The organism is Rhodococcus sp. NBC_00294 (assembly GCF_036163995.1).
Lineage (GTDB): Bacteria > Actinomycetota > Actinomycetes > Mycobacteriales > Mycobacteriaceae > Rhodococcoides.
Genome location: NZ_CP108043.1, coordinates 4,357,020 through 4,375,637 on the forward strand (window position 1 = coordinate 4,357,020; position 18,618 = coordinate 4,375,637).

Consider the following 18,618-nt stretch of genomic DNA (forward strand, 5'->3'; position numbering starts at 1 on the left):
GTGTTCGCGTCGTGGAGGGTGTGCGATCCGACCGCGGGAACTACTTGCCGGGCTCCGGCGGGAGGCCGAGGGACTTCAGCACTTCCTCCCACGTCGACGGCACCGTCTCCACGGGCTGCGCCGGCGGCGCGAGATAGCCGGGATTCACCGGGGGAATAACGCGGGGCTCGGCGGGCGCCGTCGTGTCTCCCGCAGGAGGAGCGGCCGGCTCGTCGACCGGAGGGGCCTCGCTCTGCTCGCGAGCGAGGTCGGTGATCCAGCGGATCATCTTCTCGCTCTCCCAGTCGCGGCCGTTGTCCGGGAAGTTGTCCCAGTAGTAGAGGTGCTGCAGGAACCCCCGTTCGACGTAGGGCTTCTCGAACAGCTGCGGGATGTCGGCGTTGTCCTCGCCGAACCCCACGGCCTCCGCCTGCAGCTTGGCCTCGACGACGGGGCGGCCGGGACCGAGCGCCCACGTCACGGCGTCGAACATCTCGCGCGGCGTCGGCGACCGCTCGTCCGGCAGTGGCTGGGTGCGGTCCGACACCCGGAGCATCACGTCGAGCAGGGACTCGTCCGACGTGGCGAAGTCAGGGTCGCTGAAGACGTGCGCGATGGTGCGAGCCGCGACGTCGGACGAGACCGCGACGAACTCGGTGACGGTGCGGCCCGGATCGAGCAGGGTGAAGTGCATCCGCCCGAAGACGTTGAGCGCCAACGGCAGGACGCCGAGGTTCTCCGGTGCGTCACAGGCGATGTCCATCGGACGGCACGCCCACCGGATCTTGTTCGTGAGGGTCCCGTAGTCCTTCGGCTCGGACGACATGAAGCCACCACCCGGCGGACCGGGCTTGTCCAGAGACGCAGTGCCGGCAGGGCGGTACGGATCTCCGACGAGGGCGACCCCGGCGATGTCGTCGGACGTCACGTGCGCCGTGGACGGTCGGGACCCGATGTCGACGGCGAGGCGCTCGACCACCTCGGCACCCACGCTGTAGCCGAGCAGCACGTACTTCGTCGACGTGCCGCACGCGGTCTTGTTGGCGTCGATCATCCGGCCCATGGTCGCGAGGCCCTCGGCGACGGATTCCTGATAGGTGGGCACCGGCTCGGCCACGGCCACGCCGTACTCCGACGCGTACGGCACGTACACCCAACCGACTCGTCCGGGCGTGGACGCCGAGGCCTCCCCCGCGGGCACGGTCACGTTGCCGACCCAGTTGGACCACGGCAGCCGGTCCACCTCGTCGACGGGGTTCCGGTCCGACTCCGAGTCCGTCGCGCCCGTGATGGCGACGATGAGCACGTCGGGGCAGTCGTACGCGTAGTTGTTCGGATCCTGATCGACCTTCGTGCCCAGCCCGAACGTGTCGAGCACCGACTCGACGGGGTCGTCGCCCAGACCGAGCGGATCGGAGGGGGTGATCGGTGCCGCCCCCGCCAGTCCTCCAGGGATCGCGCACAACAGCAGTGTCGCGAGGGCAGCGGTCGCCGCGCGCAGCACGATCCTCGTCGGCCCGGTCCGCCGACGGTCGGTCGGGTCGAGCCCGGTCACACGAAGCATGGATGGATCACCCTCGTCTCTCGATTCCAGAACCTCACGACCTTAAACAATGAATCGCGTCACCGGACCCGGCACAGGTTGTCATCCGTCACACAGTCTGCGGACCGCCTGCGTCGACCGATCGCGACGGCGGCCCGTGGCAGATCCACGACACCGCCGGTCTACAATCGGTGCGTGGTCCTATTCTTCGAAGCACTCCTCATCCTGGCGTCGATCCTCATCGCCTGGTTCTCGCTGTACGTCGTCTATCGCCTGGTCACCGACGAGTCGTGACCGACGAGTTCGGCACCCCGGCGCCCCGCCTGAGCGGTGACGCCGCGGTCGCGCGTGCGGAGGAACGGGCCAAGGAGACGGCCGGGCGCAACATCCCGCTGCTCCCCGATCTGCCCGGTGACGGTGACACCGCCAATCTGCGGCAGGGTCCCGACATCTCGCACTCCATGCTGGCACTGCTGCCGCTGGTCGGCGTGTGGCGCGGCACCGGTGAGGGACACGACGCCGAGGGCGACTACACACTGGGACAGCAGATCGTCGTGAGCCACGACGGCGGTCCCTACCTGTCGTGGGAGTCCCGCACCTGGCGCGTCGACGAGAACGGCGCCTACGCCGGTCGCGACCTGCGCGAGTCCGGCTTCTGGCGGGTGAGCGGAACCGGTGAGCCCGGTGACGACGGCGAGGAGACTCTCGAGCTCCTACTGACCCACGCGAGCGGGCTCATCGAGCTGTACTACGGCCGCGCACTGACGCAGTCGTCCTGGGAGCTGGCCACCGACGTGGTCATCAGAAGCACGTCGGCGGCGCTGGTCGGGGGCGCGAAGCGTCTCTACGGCATCGTCGAGGGTGGCGATCTCGCGTACGTCGAGGAGCGGGTCGGACCGGACGGCGATCTCGAGCCCCGGCTGTCCGCCCGCCTCGAACGCTACGTGGGCTGACGCTCGCCCTTCTCGCTCTCCGCATCCTTCCCGGAACCGGTGTCGGCCTTCTCGGTGTCGGATTTCTCGGTGTCGGATTTTTCGGTGTCGGATTTTTCGGAGGCACCGTCCTCGTCGAAGTCCGCGAACGCGGTACCGGACACGGTGCCGCCGGTGCCGGGCAGCGTCACCGTCTCACGCGCACCGGTCTCGTACCGCGCATTGAGGCCGTCCATCTTCTCGCCGGCGCGATCGAGGTCCTCCTGCGTCAGCTCGGGGCCCACGGTCTCCTCGTTCGCCGAACCGGTGTCGGAGGACGTGTCGTCGGTGTTCGTCGTGTCGGGCTGCTCGTCACTCGTCATGTCCCCCACAGTGACACAGGCGAGGGGGTCTGCTCGGCAGAACGGGAAAGACCAGGCGCGCGGGCCTGGTCCGGACATGGGACGACCCCCGAGCCCTACCGGTACACCGTTGCAGGAGTACAGGTCTCGGTCTGGACGGACCGAGGGCTCGGGGGTCGGGTAGCTGCCTGGTATTCGCCCGCCGCTCGCGCGGTGAGAGAAGAACCGTCAGCGGTTGCGGCTAGCGGGCAGCCACCTCACGCGTCCAAGAGTCATACAATTCCAGACCACCTCCTCTCTCGTGTACAGACGACGCTACGCGTGGATCAGCCCGGTCGGCAACGTCTTTTTCCGTGAGCGAACACACCTGACGTTCACCGCTCACGGTCACCACTCGAACGCCCGTCGGCACCGGTCGATGCGTCACGACCAGAACGGTCGTCGCCCGATCGAACAGTCCACCGTCGGGATCGAGCATCGCGGCGAGCAACGCGGCGGAGGACACGTCGTCCACGTGTTCGGTGGGCTCGTCGACGATGATCACCGCCGCCCGCGAGAGCGTCGCGCGGGCCAGCAGCAGTCGGCGACGCTGTCCGCCGGACAGCACCTCCGCGCCGCCGTCGAGGTCCGTGTGCACACCGTCGGGCAGTGCGCGCACCCAGTCGCCGAGCCCGACCCGGTCGAGTGCCGCCGTCGCCTCCGTCTCGGTCACGTCACCGCGCACCACACGGAGGTTCTCCAGAACGGTGGTCCGGAAGACATGGGCGTCCTCGGCGACGTAGGACACCGTCCGACGCACCGCGTCCTCGGACAGTTCGCCGACGGACCTGCCGTCGACGAGCACGGCGCCCGCGGCGGGGGCGACGAGCCCCGCGATCGTCATGGCGAGCGTGGACTTGCCGACGCCGCTGGGTCCGCTGATCGCCAGGCGCGCACCGGGTTCCACCACCAGAGATACCGGCGCGGTCCGCGATCCGCCGCGGCCTGCGACGACGTCGCACACCTCGAGGCGCACCGACGGCGACGGCGACGGGTCGTCCTTCGGCGTCACCGCCGGCCCGGAGCGGGCCTCGTCCACGAGAGCCATGATCCGCCGAGCCGCCGCGGATCCGCGCACCCACGCCACCGCGGCGGCGGGTATCGCACCCGTCGCCTCGAACGCGGCGAGCGGAACCAGCACCACGACGGCGAGCCCGGTGGGGTCGGTGCCGCCCGCGAACCCCGATGCGGTGCCGTACGCCGAGATGCCGACGGCGAGGGCGCCCAGCACCGCGACTCCCATCGACAGCGGGGTCGCCGCGGCGGACAGGGCGGACCACCCGGCGGCGCGGTCCTGCGCGGCACCGACGGCGCGGTCGGCCTCGTCAGCGCGGCGTCGCACGTCTGCCAGTCGCCCGGACACCCGGAGTTCGGCGGCGTGGTCGATCGCGGTGACGGCGTGGGCGGCGAAGTCGGCTCGCGCAGCGACGAGATCCTCGGCGGCGGCCCGCTCGGCCCTGGCGCTCGACCAGGGCGCCACGACCCCGGAGACGAGCAGCGCGACCGCCAGGACGATTGCCGCGGCAGGGGACCACACGGCGACGAGTCCGACCGCGAGAGCCGAGACCACCGCCGCGACGGCGACGGGAACGAGGGCGCGCACCACCACGTCGCCGACGGCATCCACGTCGGCGCCGGTCCGCACGAGGAGATCCCCTCGCCGCGTCGTCACCGCCGTGGCCGAATCACCCTGCGACAGTTCGCGGTACAGGGTGGACCGCGCACGGACGGTCCCGCGCAGTGCGACGTCGTGCGTGGCCAGTCGTTCCAGGTACCGACACACGCCGCGCGTGATGCCGAGCGCGCGCACCGCGACCACGGCCACCGAGAGGTGCAACACCGGCGGCATCTGCCATGCCCGCGTGATGAGCCAGGCCGAGAGCGCGGACAGCGCGAGTGCACTGCCCAGCGTCGCGACTCCGGCCGCCACGGCCCGCGCGACGCGCCCCGGCGGCAGGTCGAGCAGCCGCAGTGCCCGCGTCAGATTGCTCATGCCGACACCGCCGCTCGGTCCACGTGCACGACAGTGTCCGCGGCGGCGAGCACCTCGGGCGTGTGCCCCACGATGACGACGGTGCGGCCGCCGTCGGCCGCGGCCCGCAGGGACCCGAGCACCCGACGCGCCGATTCCGGGTCGAGGTGGGCGGTCGGTTCGTCCAGGAGCACGACGGATCCCGTCGCGGCGAGAGTGCGCGTCAGGGCCAACCGCTGGGCTTCTCCGACGGACAGTCCCACTCCCCCGGCGCCGAGCATCGTCGCGGCTCCGCGGGGCAGGGACGCCAGGACGGACGAGAACCCCGTGGCACGAGCAGCTTCGGCCACGTCACCACGCGCCCCGAGGTCGAGGTTGTCGGCGACGGATCCGGCGACGACGGCCGGACGCTGCGGCAGCCAGGTCACACGGCGCCACCACTGGTCGAGGTCGACGGTCGACAGGTCGACCCGCACCCCGTCGGAGCCCACGAGGGAGACGGACCCCTCGTCGGGATCGACGAGCCCGAGAACGGACGCCAGGACCGTCGACTTCCCGGTCCCGTTGGCGCCGGTCAGCACCGTCACCCGTCCCGCCCGGAACGTCGCGTCGAGGTGGCGGGGTGCCCACCCGTCCCGCCCGCGGACCGACAGGTTCGTCAGGACGACGGTGACCGGACCGGTGGGCGGCGCGGCCGTCCGCTGGTCACGCGGCGCCTGCGACTCGGCGCTCTCGAGCAGAGCGAAGGTACGTCCCGCGGCCTCCGCACCGTCCTCGGACGCGTGGAAGGCGGCACCGAGTGCGCGCAGCGGCAGGTAGACCTCGGGCGCCAGAATGAGCGCGACGATGCCGGGTGCCAGCTCCATGTCGCCGTACACGAGGCGTAGACCGATCGACACCGCGACGAGTGCGACGCCGAGCGTGGCCAGCAGTTCGAGCACCATGGACGAGAGGAAGGCGACGCGCAGTGCGGCCATCGTCCGGCGGCGGTGCTCGTCCCCGAGTTCGCCGACCCGCGCGGCTGGCCCGTCCTGCCGGCCGAGTGCGCGCAGTGTCGGGATTCCGGCGAGCAGGTCCATCAGCTGAGAGGACAGTCGCGTCATCGCGTCGAGGGTTCGTCGGGACCGCCCGCGGGTCATCAGACCGATCAGCACCATGAACACCGGGATCGTCGGGAGTGTGACCGCCACGATCACCGCGGAGAGCGGATCGACGAACGCGATCATAAGGGTCGCGATCGGCGTGACGGTCGCCGCCAGGACGAGGGCCGGGACGTAGTCGGTGAGGTAGGGCGCCAGTCCGTCGAGACCACGCGTGACCACCGTCGACCACTCGCCCCGATCCTCCCCGCCGCGCGAGCGCGTCGTCGTGGCCGCGTCCAGCATGTCCGCGCGCAACCCGCGCACGACTCGGACCGCCGAGCGGTGCGCGTACCTCGACCGCGCCCACGACGCGAGGACGCGGACCAGTACGGCGGCAGCCAGGACCGTCAGCTCGGTGGTCCAGGCTCCGACCGTCCGACGGGTCGGGTCGGTGACCGCGCCGCCCAGCACGGTCCCGACGACGACGGCGATGACGACGACGCACGCGGTCGTCACCAGGGAGAGCGCCACCGACCCCACGAGGTGACGACGGACGGGCACCGACCGGTGCCACAACCGGGGGTCGATCGGTCCTCGGGGCCGCCTCGTCGCGGTCATCGAGTGCTCGCCAGGCCGATGGACGCCGGGATCTGCGTCGTCGAGATGCGCCGACGGAAGACCCAGTAGGTCCAGCCCTGGTAGGCCAGGACCACCGGTGCCGCGATCGCCGACAGCCACGCCATGATGCGCAACGTGTACGCGGAGGACGACGCGTTGTCGACGGTCAGCGAGAACGCGGCGTCGATGGTCGAGGGCATCACGTCCGGGAACAGTGAGCAGAAGAGCAACAGCACGGCTCCGCCGATGGTCACGGTGGTGCCGACGAAGGCCCATCCGTCTCGCCCGCGCAGCACGGCCACCGCTGCCGTCACCAGCCCTGCCACGGCAGCGGCGACGATCCACCAGGTCCAGCCCTTCCCGTGCGCGAGCTGAGTCCACAGCGCGAACACCCCGGCGCCCACCACGGTCGGAAAGATCAGTGCCGCAGCGAGTCTCGATGCGTCCGCTCGAACCTCGCCGGCCGTCTTGAGGGCGATGAACACGGCACCGTGGAACGCGAAGAGCATCGCTGTGGTCGCACCACCCAGCAGCGCATAGGGAGTGAGAAGGTCGAGCAGTCCCGAGGTGACCTTCTTGTCCGCGTCGATGGCGACACCGCGCACGATGTTCGCGAAGGCGACACCCCACAGCACCGCGGGCACCCAGGAACCGATCCCGATACCGAGGTCGCACCGACGCCGCCACACGGGGTCGTCGATCTTGCCGCGGTACTCGATGGCACAGATACGCAGGATGAGCGCCACGAGGATCAGCAGCAGCGGCAGATAGAAGCCGGAGAAGAGCGTCGCGTACCACTCGGGGAAGGCCGCGAAGAGCACTCCTCCCGCCGTGATGAGCCACACCTCGTTGCCGTCCCACACCGGACCGATCGTGTTGAGCACTACGCGACGTCGGGCCTCGGCGTCGTCCCGGCCGGATCGACCGAGAACGGGCATGAGCATGCCGACCCCGAAGTCGAAGCCCTCGAGAACGAAGTATCCGACGAACAATGCGGTGACGACGGCGAACCAGAATTCGGGCGTTCCCATGATCATGTCTCCGGCGGGTCAGTAGGCGAACGAGAGCGGGCGGGCGTCGGCGTCGGTGTCGCCACCGTCGTCGTCGTGGGGGTGCCTGTCGTGCTCGAGCGGACCTGCCTGCACGTAGCGACGCATGAGCAGGAACCAGACGGCACCGAGCCCGGCGTAGAGGACGGTGAACGTCGCGAGGGACGCCGCCACCAGAGCGACGGGGTGGTCGGACACACCCTGGTCGACCGTCAGGCGGATCATGTCGACTCCGCTGGGGTTGGGCGCGACGATCCAGGGTTGGCGGCCCATCTCGGTGAAGATCCAGCCCGCACTGTTCGCCAGGAAGGGTGTCGGGATCGCGAGCAGTGAGAGCCGGGAGAACCAGCGCTGGTCCGGAACTCGGCCGCCTCGAGTGACCCACAGGCCGGCGAGCGCGAGCACGGCTGACCCGGCGGCGAGGCCGATCATCATCCGGAAGGCCCAGTAGGTCACGAAGAGGTTGGGCCGATAGTTGCCCGGTCCGTACTGCTCCTCGTACTGCTGCTGCAGCTCGGTGACCCCCTGGACGGTCGCGTCGAGGTCGCTCTTCGCGAGGAACGATGTCAGGCCGGGTATCGCGACGATGTGCTGGACGCTGTCGCAGTTGTTGTGGGTGCCGATGGTGAGGATCGAGAACGAGGCGCCGGTCTCGGTGTGACACAGCGACTCTGCCGATGCCATCTTCATGGGCTGCTGCTCGAACATCAACTTGCCCTGCACGTCTCCGGTGATCGCGAGTGCAGCGCCGGAGGCGATCATGACGACGAATGCCAGCCGGGCCGCGGGGCGGAACATGGAGCGGGCCTCCGACGAGGGACCGACGTCGCCGCGACGTGCGCTGCGCACCATCCACCACCCGGCGATGCCGGCGACGAATGTCGCTGCGGTGAGGAAGGATCCGGCCACCGCGTGCGGGAACGCCGCGAGCGCCGTGTTGTTGGTGAGCATGGCCCAGAAGTCGACGAGCTCGGCACGCCCCGTGTCCGGGTCGTAGACGGCCCCCACCGGGTGCTGCATCCACGAGTTCGCGGCGATGATGAAGTAGGCGGAGGCGTTGACCCCGATGGCCACCAGCCAGATCGTCGCCAGGTGAACGGCTTTCGGCAGCCGTTGCCACCCGAAGATCCACAGCCCGAGAAACGTGGACTCGAGGAAGAACGCGACGAGGCCCTCGAGCGCGAGCGGCGCACCGAAGACGTCGCCCACGAACCGTGAGTACTCGGACCAGTTCATGCCGAACTGGAACTCCTGGACGATGCCGGTGGCGACGCCGAGTGCGAAGTTGACGAGGAAGAGCTTGCCGAAGAACTTGGTGAGCCGGTACCAGGAGTCCTTGCCGGTGATCACCCACATGGTCTGCATCGCGGCGACGATCGGAGCGAGTCCGATGGTCAGCGGGACGAGCAGGAAGTGATAGACGGTGGTGATTCCGAACTGCCATCGTGAGACATCGAGTGCGTCCATGACCAGCTTCTTGTCGTCGGCTGCGAGGCGGGGATCCTGCCTACGGGGCCGACGCTACTACTACGCGTAGTAGTAGGCGATGGACTGTGTCCACCGTTACCTGTGGCGCGCGTCAACGCGCGACGGCGGTGTCCACCAGTTCGCGCACGACGCGGTCCGACGGCATCTCCTTGAGGTGCGTGGTGTCGAGCGTGTGCACGCGCGCGGCCAGCGTGACGGAGGAGATCAGCCAGACACTGTCGGCCAGGATCAGATCGGCCACCCGCAACGGCTCGTGCGCACAGTCGAAGCCGGCGTCGCCCGCGACCTCGAAGAGAGCGTCCACCGTGGTGCCGCGCAGCACCCCGTGCTCCACCGGCGGCGTGACCATGCGGCGGTCCACCACGGCCAGCACGCTCGACCGTGGACCCTCGAGCACCTGCCCCTCGATACTGCGGAACACGACCTCGTCGAAGCCCTCTCGTGCCGCGTGGCGCAGGGCCGCCATGTTGGTGGCGTAGGACAGAGTCTTCGCACCGAGCAGCGCCCAGGGCGACTGCTGTGTCGCGTCGATGGAGAAACCCCGGTTCAGGGTCAGGGCCGACACGCCCTCCGCGCGCGCCTGGGTGACGCGATCGGCGACGGCGGAGACCATGACGAGCGCCGTCTCGGCATCGTCCGCCCCCTCGCGCCCCCGGCTCAGCAGCAGCCGCATCGCACCCTCGCCGCCACCGGTCCTCTCCCACTGCGCGAGTGCCACGTCCACCGCGCGCCGCCATGCGTCGACGTCCGGTTCCGCGAGGTCGAGCATGGCCGCCGACCGGGTGAGGCGGGCGAGGTGAGCGTCGAGTCGGCACGCCCGACCCTCGCGGATCAGCACGGTCTCGAAGATGCCGTCCCCGCGCACCGCCGCCAGGTCGTCGGCATGCAGAACAGGCTCGGTCGGATCGAGCACGGCACCGTCCAGGGTCACCACCACGCGTGAAGTCATGGCCCCGAGGGTAGTGCCGTGGCCGGACCGGGCAGTCCGCTCCTAGACTGGTGGGGTGTCCGAGACCCCTGGCCTGTACTCCTCCCCCGTTCTGGCCCGCCCCGGCGCGGTGGCCGCACCCCAGGACGGTCCCGATCGTGGAACCGCCTGGCACTACGGGGATCCGTTGGGTGAGCAGCGCGCCGCCGTCACGACCGCCGCGGTCGTCGATCGGTCGAACCGGTTCGTCATCGCGATCACCGGCGAGGAGCGACTGACCTGGTTGCACACCATCTCCAGCCAGCACGTCGCGACGCTTGCCGACGGAGCCTCCGCGGAGAACCTGAGCCTGGACGTCAACGGGCGCGTCGAACACCACATGGTCATGACCGACCTCGACGGCACCACCTGGATCGACACCGAGGCGGACCGCGGACCGCACCTTCTCGCCTTCCTGTCGAAGATGGTGTTCTGGTCGAAGGCCGCGCCGCGTGGCGGCAGCGAACGGGTCGTCGTGTCGTTGCTCGGCCCGAAGGCCGGCTCCATCCTGCGAGCGGTGGGCGCCGAGGTGCCCGCGATGCCGTACGACGCCCTTCCGCTCGACGCCGCGAACCCCGACCTCGGTCTGGTCCGCCGGATGCCGTGGCCGACCCGCACCGATTCCTTCGACGTCCTGGTCCCCGCCGACCGTCTCGACGAGTGGTGGGCGAAGTTCGTCGTCGCGGGTGCGCGTGAGGCGGGCAGCTGGGCGTTCGAGGCGCTGCGCGTCGAGTCCGGTCGACCACGCCTCGGTCTCGACACCGACGACCGCACGATTCCCCACGAGGTCGGCTGGATCGGCGGGGTCAGCGAGTTCGGGGCCGTCCACCTCGAGAAGGGGTGCTACCGCGGACAGGAGACGGTGGCGCGCGTCCACAATCTGGGCAAGCCGCCGCGCCGACTGGTCCTGCTGCACCTCGACGGCTCCGCGGACGGTCGACCGGAGACGGGCGACGACGTCACCGTCGGCGGCCGATCCGTGGGCCGCATCGGCACCGTCGTCGATCACTTCGAACTCGGGCCGATCGCGCTCGCTCAGATCAAGCGCGCGGTGCCGGTGGAGACCACGCTCGACGCCGGGCCGTGCGCCGCCTCGATCGATCCAGACTCCTACGTCCTGGACACCGCGGTCCAGGCGGGCCGCGCCGCGGTGGATCGGCTGCGCGGCCGGTGACGCAGCCGGCCCGGTCGGGACGCGTGCTGTCGGTGTGCGTCGTGCACACCATCCACCCCATCTCTCGGCCGGCGGTGGTCGACTCCGCCATCGACAAGCGAGCGGTGTCCGGACCGGTCGACGTCACCGAGCTCGGTCTGCACGGTGATCGCTCCTGCGACGTCACTTTTCACGGCGGCGCGGACCAGGCGGTCTACGCGTACGACGAGGCCGAGGCCGACAGGTGGGCCGAGGAACTCGGCCGGGAGGTTCCCGCGGGGTGGTTCGGTGAGAACCTGCGCGTGAGCGGACTGCCCGTCACCGATGCGGTCGTCGGAACGCGCTGGTCGGTGGGCACCGCCGAGCTCGAGGTGACCATTCCGCGGCGCCCGTGTGCCGCCTTCGCGCGGTGGACGGGCGAGAAGACCTGGGTCAAGCGTTTCACCGCGCGGGGCGATGTCGGGGCGTACCTGCGCGTCGTGCGAGTCGGCGCGCTCTCGGCGGGCGACGACATCGAGATCGTGTCCGTTCCCGACCACGGAGTCACCGTGCGGGACCTCTTCACCGGGGTGTCGGCGGAGGCGATGCAGATCCTTCTGAACACCCCCGATCTGGCGCCCAAGGTCTACCGCGAGGCCCGCGACATGGCGGCCCGGGCGGCGCGGCGCGCACCGTCGGTGTGACACCGGCGCCGGTGGAAGCGCAGACCCGATTCGCACGCTAGAGTGTGGGCAGGAAGAACACACAATCAGACGGGGCCGCCAAAAAATCCCAGGCCGCCCCGCTACTCGCGAGGGGGTTAGCCATGGGCCGCGGCCGGGCTAAGGCAAAGCAGACCAAAGTTGCACGTGAGCTCAAGTACAGCTCACCGTCCACGGACTTCGAGAGTCTCCAACGAGAGCTCACAGGTTCCCCCGACTCGCACCGCAACGGCATCGCCGATCGGGAGCCGTCCCGACACGACGATGACGACTACGACGACTGGCGGCGCTGACCGCATCCCCTGACACGGGGGGAATCCTCACATCGCACACACGACCGTGCGGGGCGTTCCGACTCAGGGACGCCCCGCACGGTCGTGTGTGCGAGGTTCTTCACGCGAGGTCAGATCGCATACTGTCGCGGCGTGTGCTGGACGCTGATCCAGTGGTCGGTGGTGAACTCGTCGATGGCCCACTCGCCGCCGAAACGACCGATGCCCGAGTTCTTCTCGGCGCCGAACGCGGTGTTGGGCTCGTCGTTGATCGTGGTGTCGTTCACGTGTGTCATTCCGGCCTCGAGTCTCGTCGCCACCCGGACCGCACGCCCGACGTCTCGCGAGAACACCGCGCTGGAGAGCCCGTACTCGGTGTCGTTCGCGATCCGGACGGCGTCGTCCTCCCCGTCTGCCCGGATCACCGTGGCGACGGGTCCGAACACCTCCTCGGCGGCGGTCGCGACGCCGTTCGTCCCCAGCACGAGATGTGGGCCCAGCACCCGCCCGGCCGGTCCCGAACGCTCCCCGCGCACGCGGACTTCCGCGCCGTCCGACTCCGCGCGAGAGATCCGGTCGAGAATCGACTCCACCTGCGCGTCGTTGATGATCGGGCCGATCTGTGTGTCGGGATCGGCGGGGTCGCCGGTGCGCAGTGACCGGACCCGCTCGGTGAGCCGGTCCACCACCTCGTCGTGCACCGCATCGACCGCGATCACCCGGTTGGTCGCCATACACACCTGACCCTGGTGGAAGAACGACCCGAAGACCGCCGCGTTCACGGCTGCCTCGACGTCCGCGTCCTCCAGCACGACCAGAGGCCCGTTGCCCCCGAGTTCGAGGGACATTCTGGTGAGCGGCGCCGACGCCGCGATGCCCGACCCCACGGGCGTCGAACCCGTGAACGACACGAGCCGTGTGAGGGGATGCGAGGTCACGGCGTCACCGATCTCGCTGCTCTTGCCGACGACGACGGACAGCAGGCCGGCGGGCAACCCGGCATCCTCGAGGATTCTGGCCAGCAGGAGTCCGCCGGTGACGGGGGTGTCGCTCGCGGGCTTCAGCACCACTGCGTTGCCGAGCGCCAGCGCGGGCGCCACCGAGCGGGCGGACAGTTGCATCGGGAAGTTCCACGGACTGATCACCGTGACCACGCCGAGGGGCCGCCGGTACACGCGGTTCTCCTTGCCGTCGATCAGGGCGGCAGGGAGGATGCGCCCGGCCGATCGAGTGGGGTAGCTCGCCGATTCGAGCACCACCGCGCGGACGGCCAGCCATTCCCACTCGGCGCGGGGGCGGATGGCGCCGACCTCCGCGACGAGCCAGTCCACGATCTCGTCCTTGCGCTCCTCCATGATGCGCGCTGCGCGGTGGAACACGTCCGCACGCTCGGTCGGGAGCGTGGACTCCCAGTCCCGCTGCGCGATGCTCGCCGCCGTGAACGCTGCGTCGACGTCGGCCGCATCGGCCAGCGGGAGGGTGGTCAGGACGTCGCCCGAGTACGGGTTCACGTCGTCGGCGGTGCGGCCGTCTCGGCCCACTCGCCACTGACCGGCGATCGGGAGGGTGTCGAATCCGTCGTACGTCGTCATGCCGGTCGGGTGCCCGACCAGTCCTGCGACAAACGAGAACCTAGAAACGCGGGTGATTACCCGTCAGCACGGCGCGCTCGTCGGTTCCGCTGTCGGCGGACTTCTTGACCGTCCCCAGCGTCCAGCAGTCGATGTGGCGAGCAGTGAGCACGGCGAGGGCGCGGTCGACGTCCTCGGGTGCCACGATCGCGACCATGCCGACGCCCATGTTGAACGTGCGGTCCATCTCCTCGCGCTCCACGCGTCCGCGCTGCGCGATCATCGCGAAGATCGGAGCCGGGCTCCACGTTCCGCGATCGAGCTCGGCGACGAGGCCCTTCGGCATGACGCGAGCGAGGTTGGCAGCCAGGCCACCACCGGTGACGTGGCAGAACGTCCGCACGTCCGTCTCCGCCGCGAGGGCGAGGCAGTCCTTGGCGTAGATGCGGGTGGGTTCGAGCATCTCCTCGCCGAGCGTGCGGCCGAACTCCTCGACATGACCGGTGAGCGACATGCGGCTGATGTCGAGCAGAACCTTGCGAGCGAGGGAGTAGCCGTTGGAGTGCAGTCCCGAGGACCCCATCGCGAGGACCACGTCGCCGGGACGCACCCGGTCCGGGCCCAGTACCTGGTCGGCCTCGACGACGCCGACACCCGTCGCGGACAGGTCGTACTCGCCGTCCGCCATCATGCCGGGGTGCTCGGCGGTCTCGCCGCCCAGCAGTGCGCATCCGGCCAGGATGCAGCCGTCGGCGATGCCCTTGACCAACTGCGCGACGTGCTCGGGCACCACGCGCCCCACCGCGATGTAGTCCTGCAGGAACAACGGCTCGGCGCCGCAGACGACGAGGTCGTCCACGACCATCGCGACCAGGTCGAGTCCCACCGTGTCGTGCTTGTCCAGAGCCTGCGCGACCGCGATCTTGGTGCCCACACCGTCGGTGGACGCGGCGAGCAACGGCTCGCGGTATCCGCCCTTCAGCGCGAACAGGCCGGCGAACCCACCGAGACCGCCCATGACCTCCGGTCGCGACGCCCGCTTGGCGAGGGGCGCGAACAGCTCGACGGCACGATCACCGGCTTCGATGTCCACTCCTGCCGCTGCGTACGAGGCTCCTGCGCCGGGCTGGTGGGTGTCATCGGTCATGGGTGTACTGCTCCAGCCTGATCTGTGTGTGAGTACCCGGGAGGGTCGGATGCGGCCCTAACGGTACCGGAGGCCTATCGGTCCTTCCGGTCTCGTGTCACCTCGGGCCTGGGAATGGCCGCGATCAGGCGCTTGGTGTACTCCTCCGCCGGATCCCGGAGGATCCGTCCGGGCGTCCCGAGCTCGACGACGGCGCCGCCCCGCAGCACCGCCACCCGATGCGCGAGGCGGTCGACCACGGCGAGATCGTGACTGATGAACAGGCACGCGAAGTGCAGTTCGGTCTGCAGTTCCTCGAAGAGGTCGAGAACCGCGGCCTGCACCGAGACGTCCAGCGCGCTGGTCGGTTCGTCGGCGACCAGCAGATCCGGCTTCAGGACGAGTGCCCGCGCCAGCGATGCCCGCTGACGCTGACCCCCCGACAGCTCGTGCGGGTACCGCTTGTCCGTGCCCTTCGGGAGCTGGACCGCATCGAGCCACTCCACGACCGTGCGCGCGATGTCCGCCTTCGACCCGGCCTTGTGCACGATCATCGGCTCGGCGATGCACTGGCCGACGGTCAGTCGGGGGTTGAGCGACGTGGACGGATCCTGGAACACGAATCCGAAACGCTTGCGCAGACTCTTCAGCGCGGACCCCCGCAGCCTGCCCACGTCCTGACCGAGGACGTCCACCGAGCCGGACGTCGGCTTCTGCAGTGCGGCCACGCAACGGCCGATGGTGGACTTGCCCGAACCGGACTCCCCCACCAGACCGAGGGTCTCGCCGCGGTGCAGATCGAAGGTCACTGAGTCGACGGCCCGGAAGACGGGCTGACCGATGCCGCCGGGGAACTGCACGACGAGATCGCGCACCGACAGCACCACCTCGTCCGAGACGGTGCGATCGGTGACCACGGGATCAAGCGTCGGGACCGCCGCCAGCAACGTCTTCGTGTAGTCGGCCTTCGGCGCAGCGAAGAGATCGTGGACGAGTGCCTCCTCGACCACCTCGCCGTCCTTCATGACGACGACCCGATCGGCGATGTCCGCCACCACGCCCATGCTGTGCGTGATCAGCACGATCGCGCAACCCAGACGGTCCTTGAGGTCGCGCAGCAGGTCGAGGATCTCGGCCTGCACGGTCACGTCGAGTGCCGTCGTCGGCTCGTCCGCGATGATCACCTTCGCCTCGCACGAGATGGCGATCGCGATCATCACACGCTGCTTCTGGCCACCGGACAACTCGTGCGGGAAGTAGCCGAATCGCCGCTCCGGGTCGGGCAGACCCACCATGGTGAGCAACTCGATCGCCCGGACGCGGGCGGACTTCTTGTCCAGCACCTTCCCGTCCGGTCCGGCGTGAGCTCGCAGGGCCTCGACGATCTGGAAACCGACGGTGAACAGCGGGTCGAGGGCGCTGCCGGGTTCCTGGAACACCATCGCCACGGCGTTGCCGCGGAGATCGGCCCACTGCTTGTCCGACAGCGACGTCACCTCGCGGGACCCCACGGTGACGGTTCCGCGTACGCGGGCGGTGTCCGGGAGCAGCCCGATGGCGGAGCGGACGCTGACCGACTTCCCGGAGCCCGATTCGCCGACGACGGCCAGGACCTCGCCCGGGAAGACCTCGAAACTCACTCCCTTGACGGCGTCGACGGGCCCCGCGTCGGTGGCGAAGCTGACCGACAGTGCCTCGAGGGTCAGAGCCGCCTGCGGGGTGGACGCTGAGGCCGTCATGAGGGATCTTTCTGCTTGCGTCTGGTTCTCAGAACGGGATTGAGTGTCTCGCTGACGGATTCGCCCACCATGGTCATACCGAGCACGACCAGGACGATGGCCGTGCCGGGGAAGATCGACGTCCACCAGATGCCGTTGGAGATGTCCGGCAGCGCCTTGTTGAGGTCGTATCCCCACTCGGACGCGGACGTCGGCTCGATGCCGAACCCGAGGAAGCCGAGACCCGCCAGAGTCAGGATGGCCTCGGCGCCGTTGAGCGTGAGGATCACCGGCAGTGTCTGCGTGACGTTGGCGAGGATGTGGCGGAACATGATCCGCACCGGGCCGGCGCCGGTGACCCGCGCCGCGTCCACGTAGGGCTCGGTCTTCACCGAGACCGTCGCGTTGCGCACCACGCGGAAGTACTGCGGCACGAAGACGGCGGTGATGGCGATCGCGGCCGAGAGGACACCACCGAAACTGCTGGACTGGCCTCCGGCCACGACGATCGAGACCACCACGGCGAGAAGCAGACTCGGGAACGCGTACATCGCGTCCATGAAGAGGACCAACACCCGGTCCACCCACCGGCCGACGTAGCCGGAGAGCAGTCCGAGGGGAACGCCCACCACGATCGACAGCACCAGCGACGTGACGATGACGAGCAGGGCGGTCCGTGCGCCGTAGACGACGCGGGAGAACACGTCCTCTCCGCGCACCGACGTCCCGAAGATGTGGTCCGCACTCGGCGCCGCCTGGCGCGCGAACTCCATGCCGTCGGCGGACGTCTGGGAGAAGGTGTACGGCGCGATGAGCGGAGCGAAGACCGCCATGATCACGAACAGCACCACCAGCACGAGCCCGATGACGATGGTGGCCTTCTGCAGTCCGGCACTCGAGCGGATGATCGACAGGCCGGGCACACCCCGACGTCGCTTCGGCGCCTCGATCGAGCCGACGCTCACCTCGATACTCATCAGAACCTCACTCGTGGATCGACGATCGCCACGATGGCGTCGGTGAGGAAGCTGACGACCGCGACGACGATGGCCAGGAACGTGACGATGCCCTGGACGGCGATGAAGTCGCGCGCCTGCAGGTAGCGGGCGAGCTGATAGCCCAGTCCCTGCCACTCGAAGGTCGTCTCGGTGAGCACCGCGCCGCCCAGCAGCATGGCGATCTGCAGCCCCATCACGGTGACGACCGGGATGAGCGCGTTGCGGAAGGCGTGCCGCCGGGCGACGACGCGCGCCGAGAGTCCGCGTGCGCGCGCAGCTTCCACGTAGCCGGACTGCAGGGTCTGCAGAAGGTTCACCCGCACCAGGCGCAGGAACACGCCGGCGGTGAGAAGTCCGAGCGCGACCGCGGGGAGCACGGCGTGCTTCAGCACGTCGACGGTGTAGCTCGGCTCCCCGTAGAGAATCGAGTCGATCAGCAGGATGTTGGTCTTCGGTGACACGTTCTGCAGTGCCAGTTCGACGTTGGTGCTCGCCCGGCCCGCCACCGGCAGCCACCCGAGCTTCACGGCGAAGACCAGCTTGAGCAGCATGCCGACGAAGAACACCGGCGCCGCGTAGAACAGGATCGCCAGGATGCGCAGGGTGCCGTCGGAGATCGAGTCGCGGCGGGTCGCGGCGTAGAAGCCGAGGGGGATGCCGACGGCGAACGCGACGAGCAACGCCCAGAACGCGAGTTCCAGCGTCGCCGCGCCGTTGGTGATCAGCACACCGCTGATCTCCTGGTTGCTGGTCGCGGAGCGACCGAAGTCTCCCCGCAGCAGACCGGACAGGTACTCCCAGTACTGCACCAGGATCGGCCGGTCGTAACCGGCTGCGGCGCGTCGTTCGGCGATCTGGTCGGCGGGCAGTCGTCCACCAAGGGCAGCACTGATGGGATCGCCGAGAACGCGCATGAGGAAGAAGACGACCGTGACCAGGATCCATGCCGTGGGAATGATCAGCAGGAACCGGATCACGAGATAACGGGCGAGCGCGCCGTAGCGTGACGACGCGCTCGCCCGTGACTGCTTCCCCACCGACGCCTCGTCGGGCGTGGTGGTGACCATGG

Annotated in this window: 16 protein-coding genes; 4 read left to right on the forward strand and 12 right to left on the reverse strand. The window is 69.4% G+C overall.

Annotated features, from left to right (window positions below; translation table 11 throughout):
* Positions 1 to 40: 40 nt before the first annotated feature.
* Entirely contained in the window at positions 41 to 1,543 is a 1,503-nt protein-coding gene (locus tag OHB23_RS20435; protein ID WP_328810273.1) for a cutinase family protein, read from the reverse strand.
* 269 nt (positions 1,544 to 1,812) lie between these two features.
* Here OHB23_RS20435 and OHB23_RS20440 point away from each other — a divergent pair, with 269 nt between their 5' ends.
* Positions 1,813 to 2,475 (forward strand): FABP family protein, encoded by a 663-nt coding sequence (locus OHB23_RS20440; RefSeq protein WP_027504278.1) that lies wholly within the window; start codon positions 1,813 to 1,815, stop codon positions 2,473 to 2,475.
* Here the strand turns inward: OHB23_RS20440 and OHB23_RS20445 are convergent.
* The 6 genes from OHB23_RS20445 to OHB23_RS20470 all read right to left on the reverse strand — a co-directional run bounded on the left by OHB23_RS20445 (position 2,463) and on the right by OHB23_RS20470 (position 9,992).
* Entirely contained in the window at positions 2,463 to 2,816 is a 354-nt protein-coding gene (locus OHB23_RS20445; RefSeq protein WP_328810274.1) for a hypothetical protein, read from the reverse strand. The genes OHB23_RS20440 and OHB23_RS20445 overlap by 13 nt on opposite strands.
* Before the next feature lie 220 nt (positions 2,817 to 3,036).
* Positions 3,037 to 4,827 carry a thiol reductant ABC exporter subunit CydC gene (gene cydC / locus OHB23_RS20450; RefSeq protein WP_328810275.1) on the reverse strand — a complete coding sequence of 597 codons (1,791 nt, stop codon included), beginning with the start codon at positions 4,825 to 4,827 and terminating at the stop codon, positions 3,037 to 3,039.
* On the reverse strand, positions 4,824 to 6,506 hold the full coding sequence (gene cydD, locus OHB23_RS20455) for a thiol reductant ABC exporter subunit CydD (protein ID WP_222646613.1): 1,683 nt from the start codon (positions 6,504 to 6,506) through the stop codon (positions 4,824 to 4,826). Before cydD ends, cydC begins: the two co-directional genes overlap by 4 nt.
* A complete protein-coding gene (gene cydB, locus OHB23_RS20460; RefSeq protein ID WP_328810276.1) occupies positions 6,503 to 7,537 on the reverse strand; it encodes a cytochrome d ubiquinol oxidase subunit II in 1,035 nt (344 codons plus the stop codon). Before cydB ends, cydD begins: the two co-directional genes overlap by 4 nt.
* Positions 7,538 to 7,555: 18 nt before the next feature.
* Positions 7,556 to 9,022, reverse strand: a complete 1,467-nt coding sequence (locus OHB23_RS20465) for a cytochrome ubiquinol oxidase subunit I (protein ID WP_328810277.1) — start codon at positions 9,020 to 9,022, stop codon at positions 7,556 to 7,558.
* 112 nt (positions 9,023 to 9,134) lie between these two features.
* Positions 9,135 to 9,992 (reverse strand): aminodeoxychorismate lyase, encoded by an 858-nt coding sequence (locus OHB23_RS20470; RefSeq protein WP_222650967.1) that lies wholly within the window; start codon positions 9,990 to 9,992, stop codon positions 9,135 to 9,137.
* A gap of 55 nt (positions 9,993 to 10,047) precedes the next feature.
* Between OHB23_RS20470 and ygfZ the strand changes: the two genes are divergently transcribed.
* The 3 genes from ygfZ (at position 10,048) to OHB23_RS20485 (ending at position 12,157) form a co-directional block, all read left to right on the forward strand.
* Complete coding sequence (gene ygfZ, locus OHB23_RS20475) at positions 10,048 to 11,184, forward strand: CAF17-like 4Fe-4S cluster assembly/insertion protein YgfZ (protein WP_328810278.1); 1,137 nt, start codon at positions 10,048 to 10,050, stop codon at positions 11,182 to 11,184.
* Entirely contained in the window at positions 11,181 to 11,846 is a 666-nt protein-coding gene (locus tag OHB23_RS20480; RefSeq protein WP_328810279.1) for an MOSC domain-containing protein, read from the forward strand. The genes ygfZ and OHB23_RS20480 overlap by 4 nt, the downstream gene beginning before the upstream one ends.
* 122 nt (positions 11,847 to 11,968) lie before the next feature.
* Positions 11,969 to 12,157 carry a DUF3073 domain-containing protein gene (locus OHB23_RS20485; RefSeq protein WP_081821107.1) on the forward strand — a complete coding sequence of 63 codons (189 nt, stop codon included), beginning with the start codon at positions 11,969 to 11,971 and terminating at the stop codon, positions 12,155 to 12,157.
* Between the two features lie 110 nt (positions 12,158 to 12,267).
* On the opposite strand, the gene OHB23_RS20490 is transcribed toward OHB23_RS20485, so the two are convergent.
* The 5 genes from OHB23_RS20490 to OHB23_RS20510 form a co-directional block, all read right to left on the reverse strand.
* On the reverse strand, positions 12,268 to 13,728 hold the full coding sequence (locus OHB23_RS20490; RefSeq protein ID WP_328810280.1) for an aldehyde dehydrogenase family protein: 1,461 nt from the start codon (positions 13,726 to 13,728) through the stop codon (positions 12,268 to 12,270).
* 40 nt (positions 13,729 to 13,768) lie between these two features.
* Entirely contained in the window at positions 13,769 to 14,854 is a 1,086-nt protein-coding gene (purM, locus tag OHB23_RS20495; RefSeq protein ID WP_027504286.1) for a phosphoribosylformylglycinamidine cyclo-ligase, read from the reverse strand.
* 74 nt (positions 14,855 to 14,928) lie between these two features.
* Positions 14,929 to 16,572, reverse strand: a complete 1,644-nt coding sequence (locus OHB23_RS20500; RefSeq protein WP_328810281.1) for an ABC transporter ATP-binding protein — start codon at positions 16,570 to 16,572, stop codon at positions 14,929 to 14,931.
* Positions 16,569 to 17,528: an ABC transporter permease gene (locus OHB23_RS20505; RefSeq protein ID WP_056446726.1), complete on the reverse strand. Its 960-nt coding sequence runs from the start codon at positions 17,526 to 17,528 to the stop codon at positions 16,569 to 16,571. Before OHB23_RS20505 ends, OHB23_RS20500 begins: the two co-directional genes overlap by 4 nt.
* On the reverse strand, positions 17,528 to 18,616 hold the full coding sequence (locus OHB23_RS20510; protein ID WP_081821062.1) for an ABC transporter permease: 1,089 nt from the start codon (positions 18,614 to 18,616) through the stop codon (positions 17,528 to 17,530). Before OHB23_RS20510 ends, OHB23_RS20505 begins: the two co-directional genes overlap by 1 nt.
* Between the last annotated feature and the right edge of the window lie 2 nt (positions 18,617 to 18,618).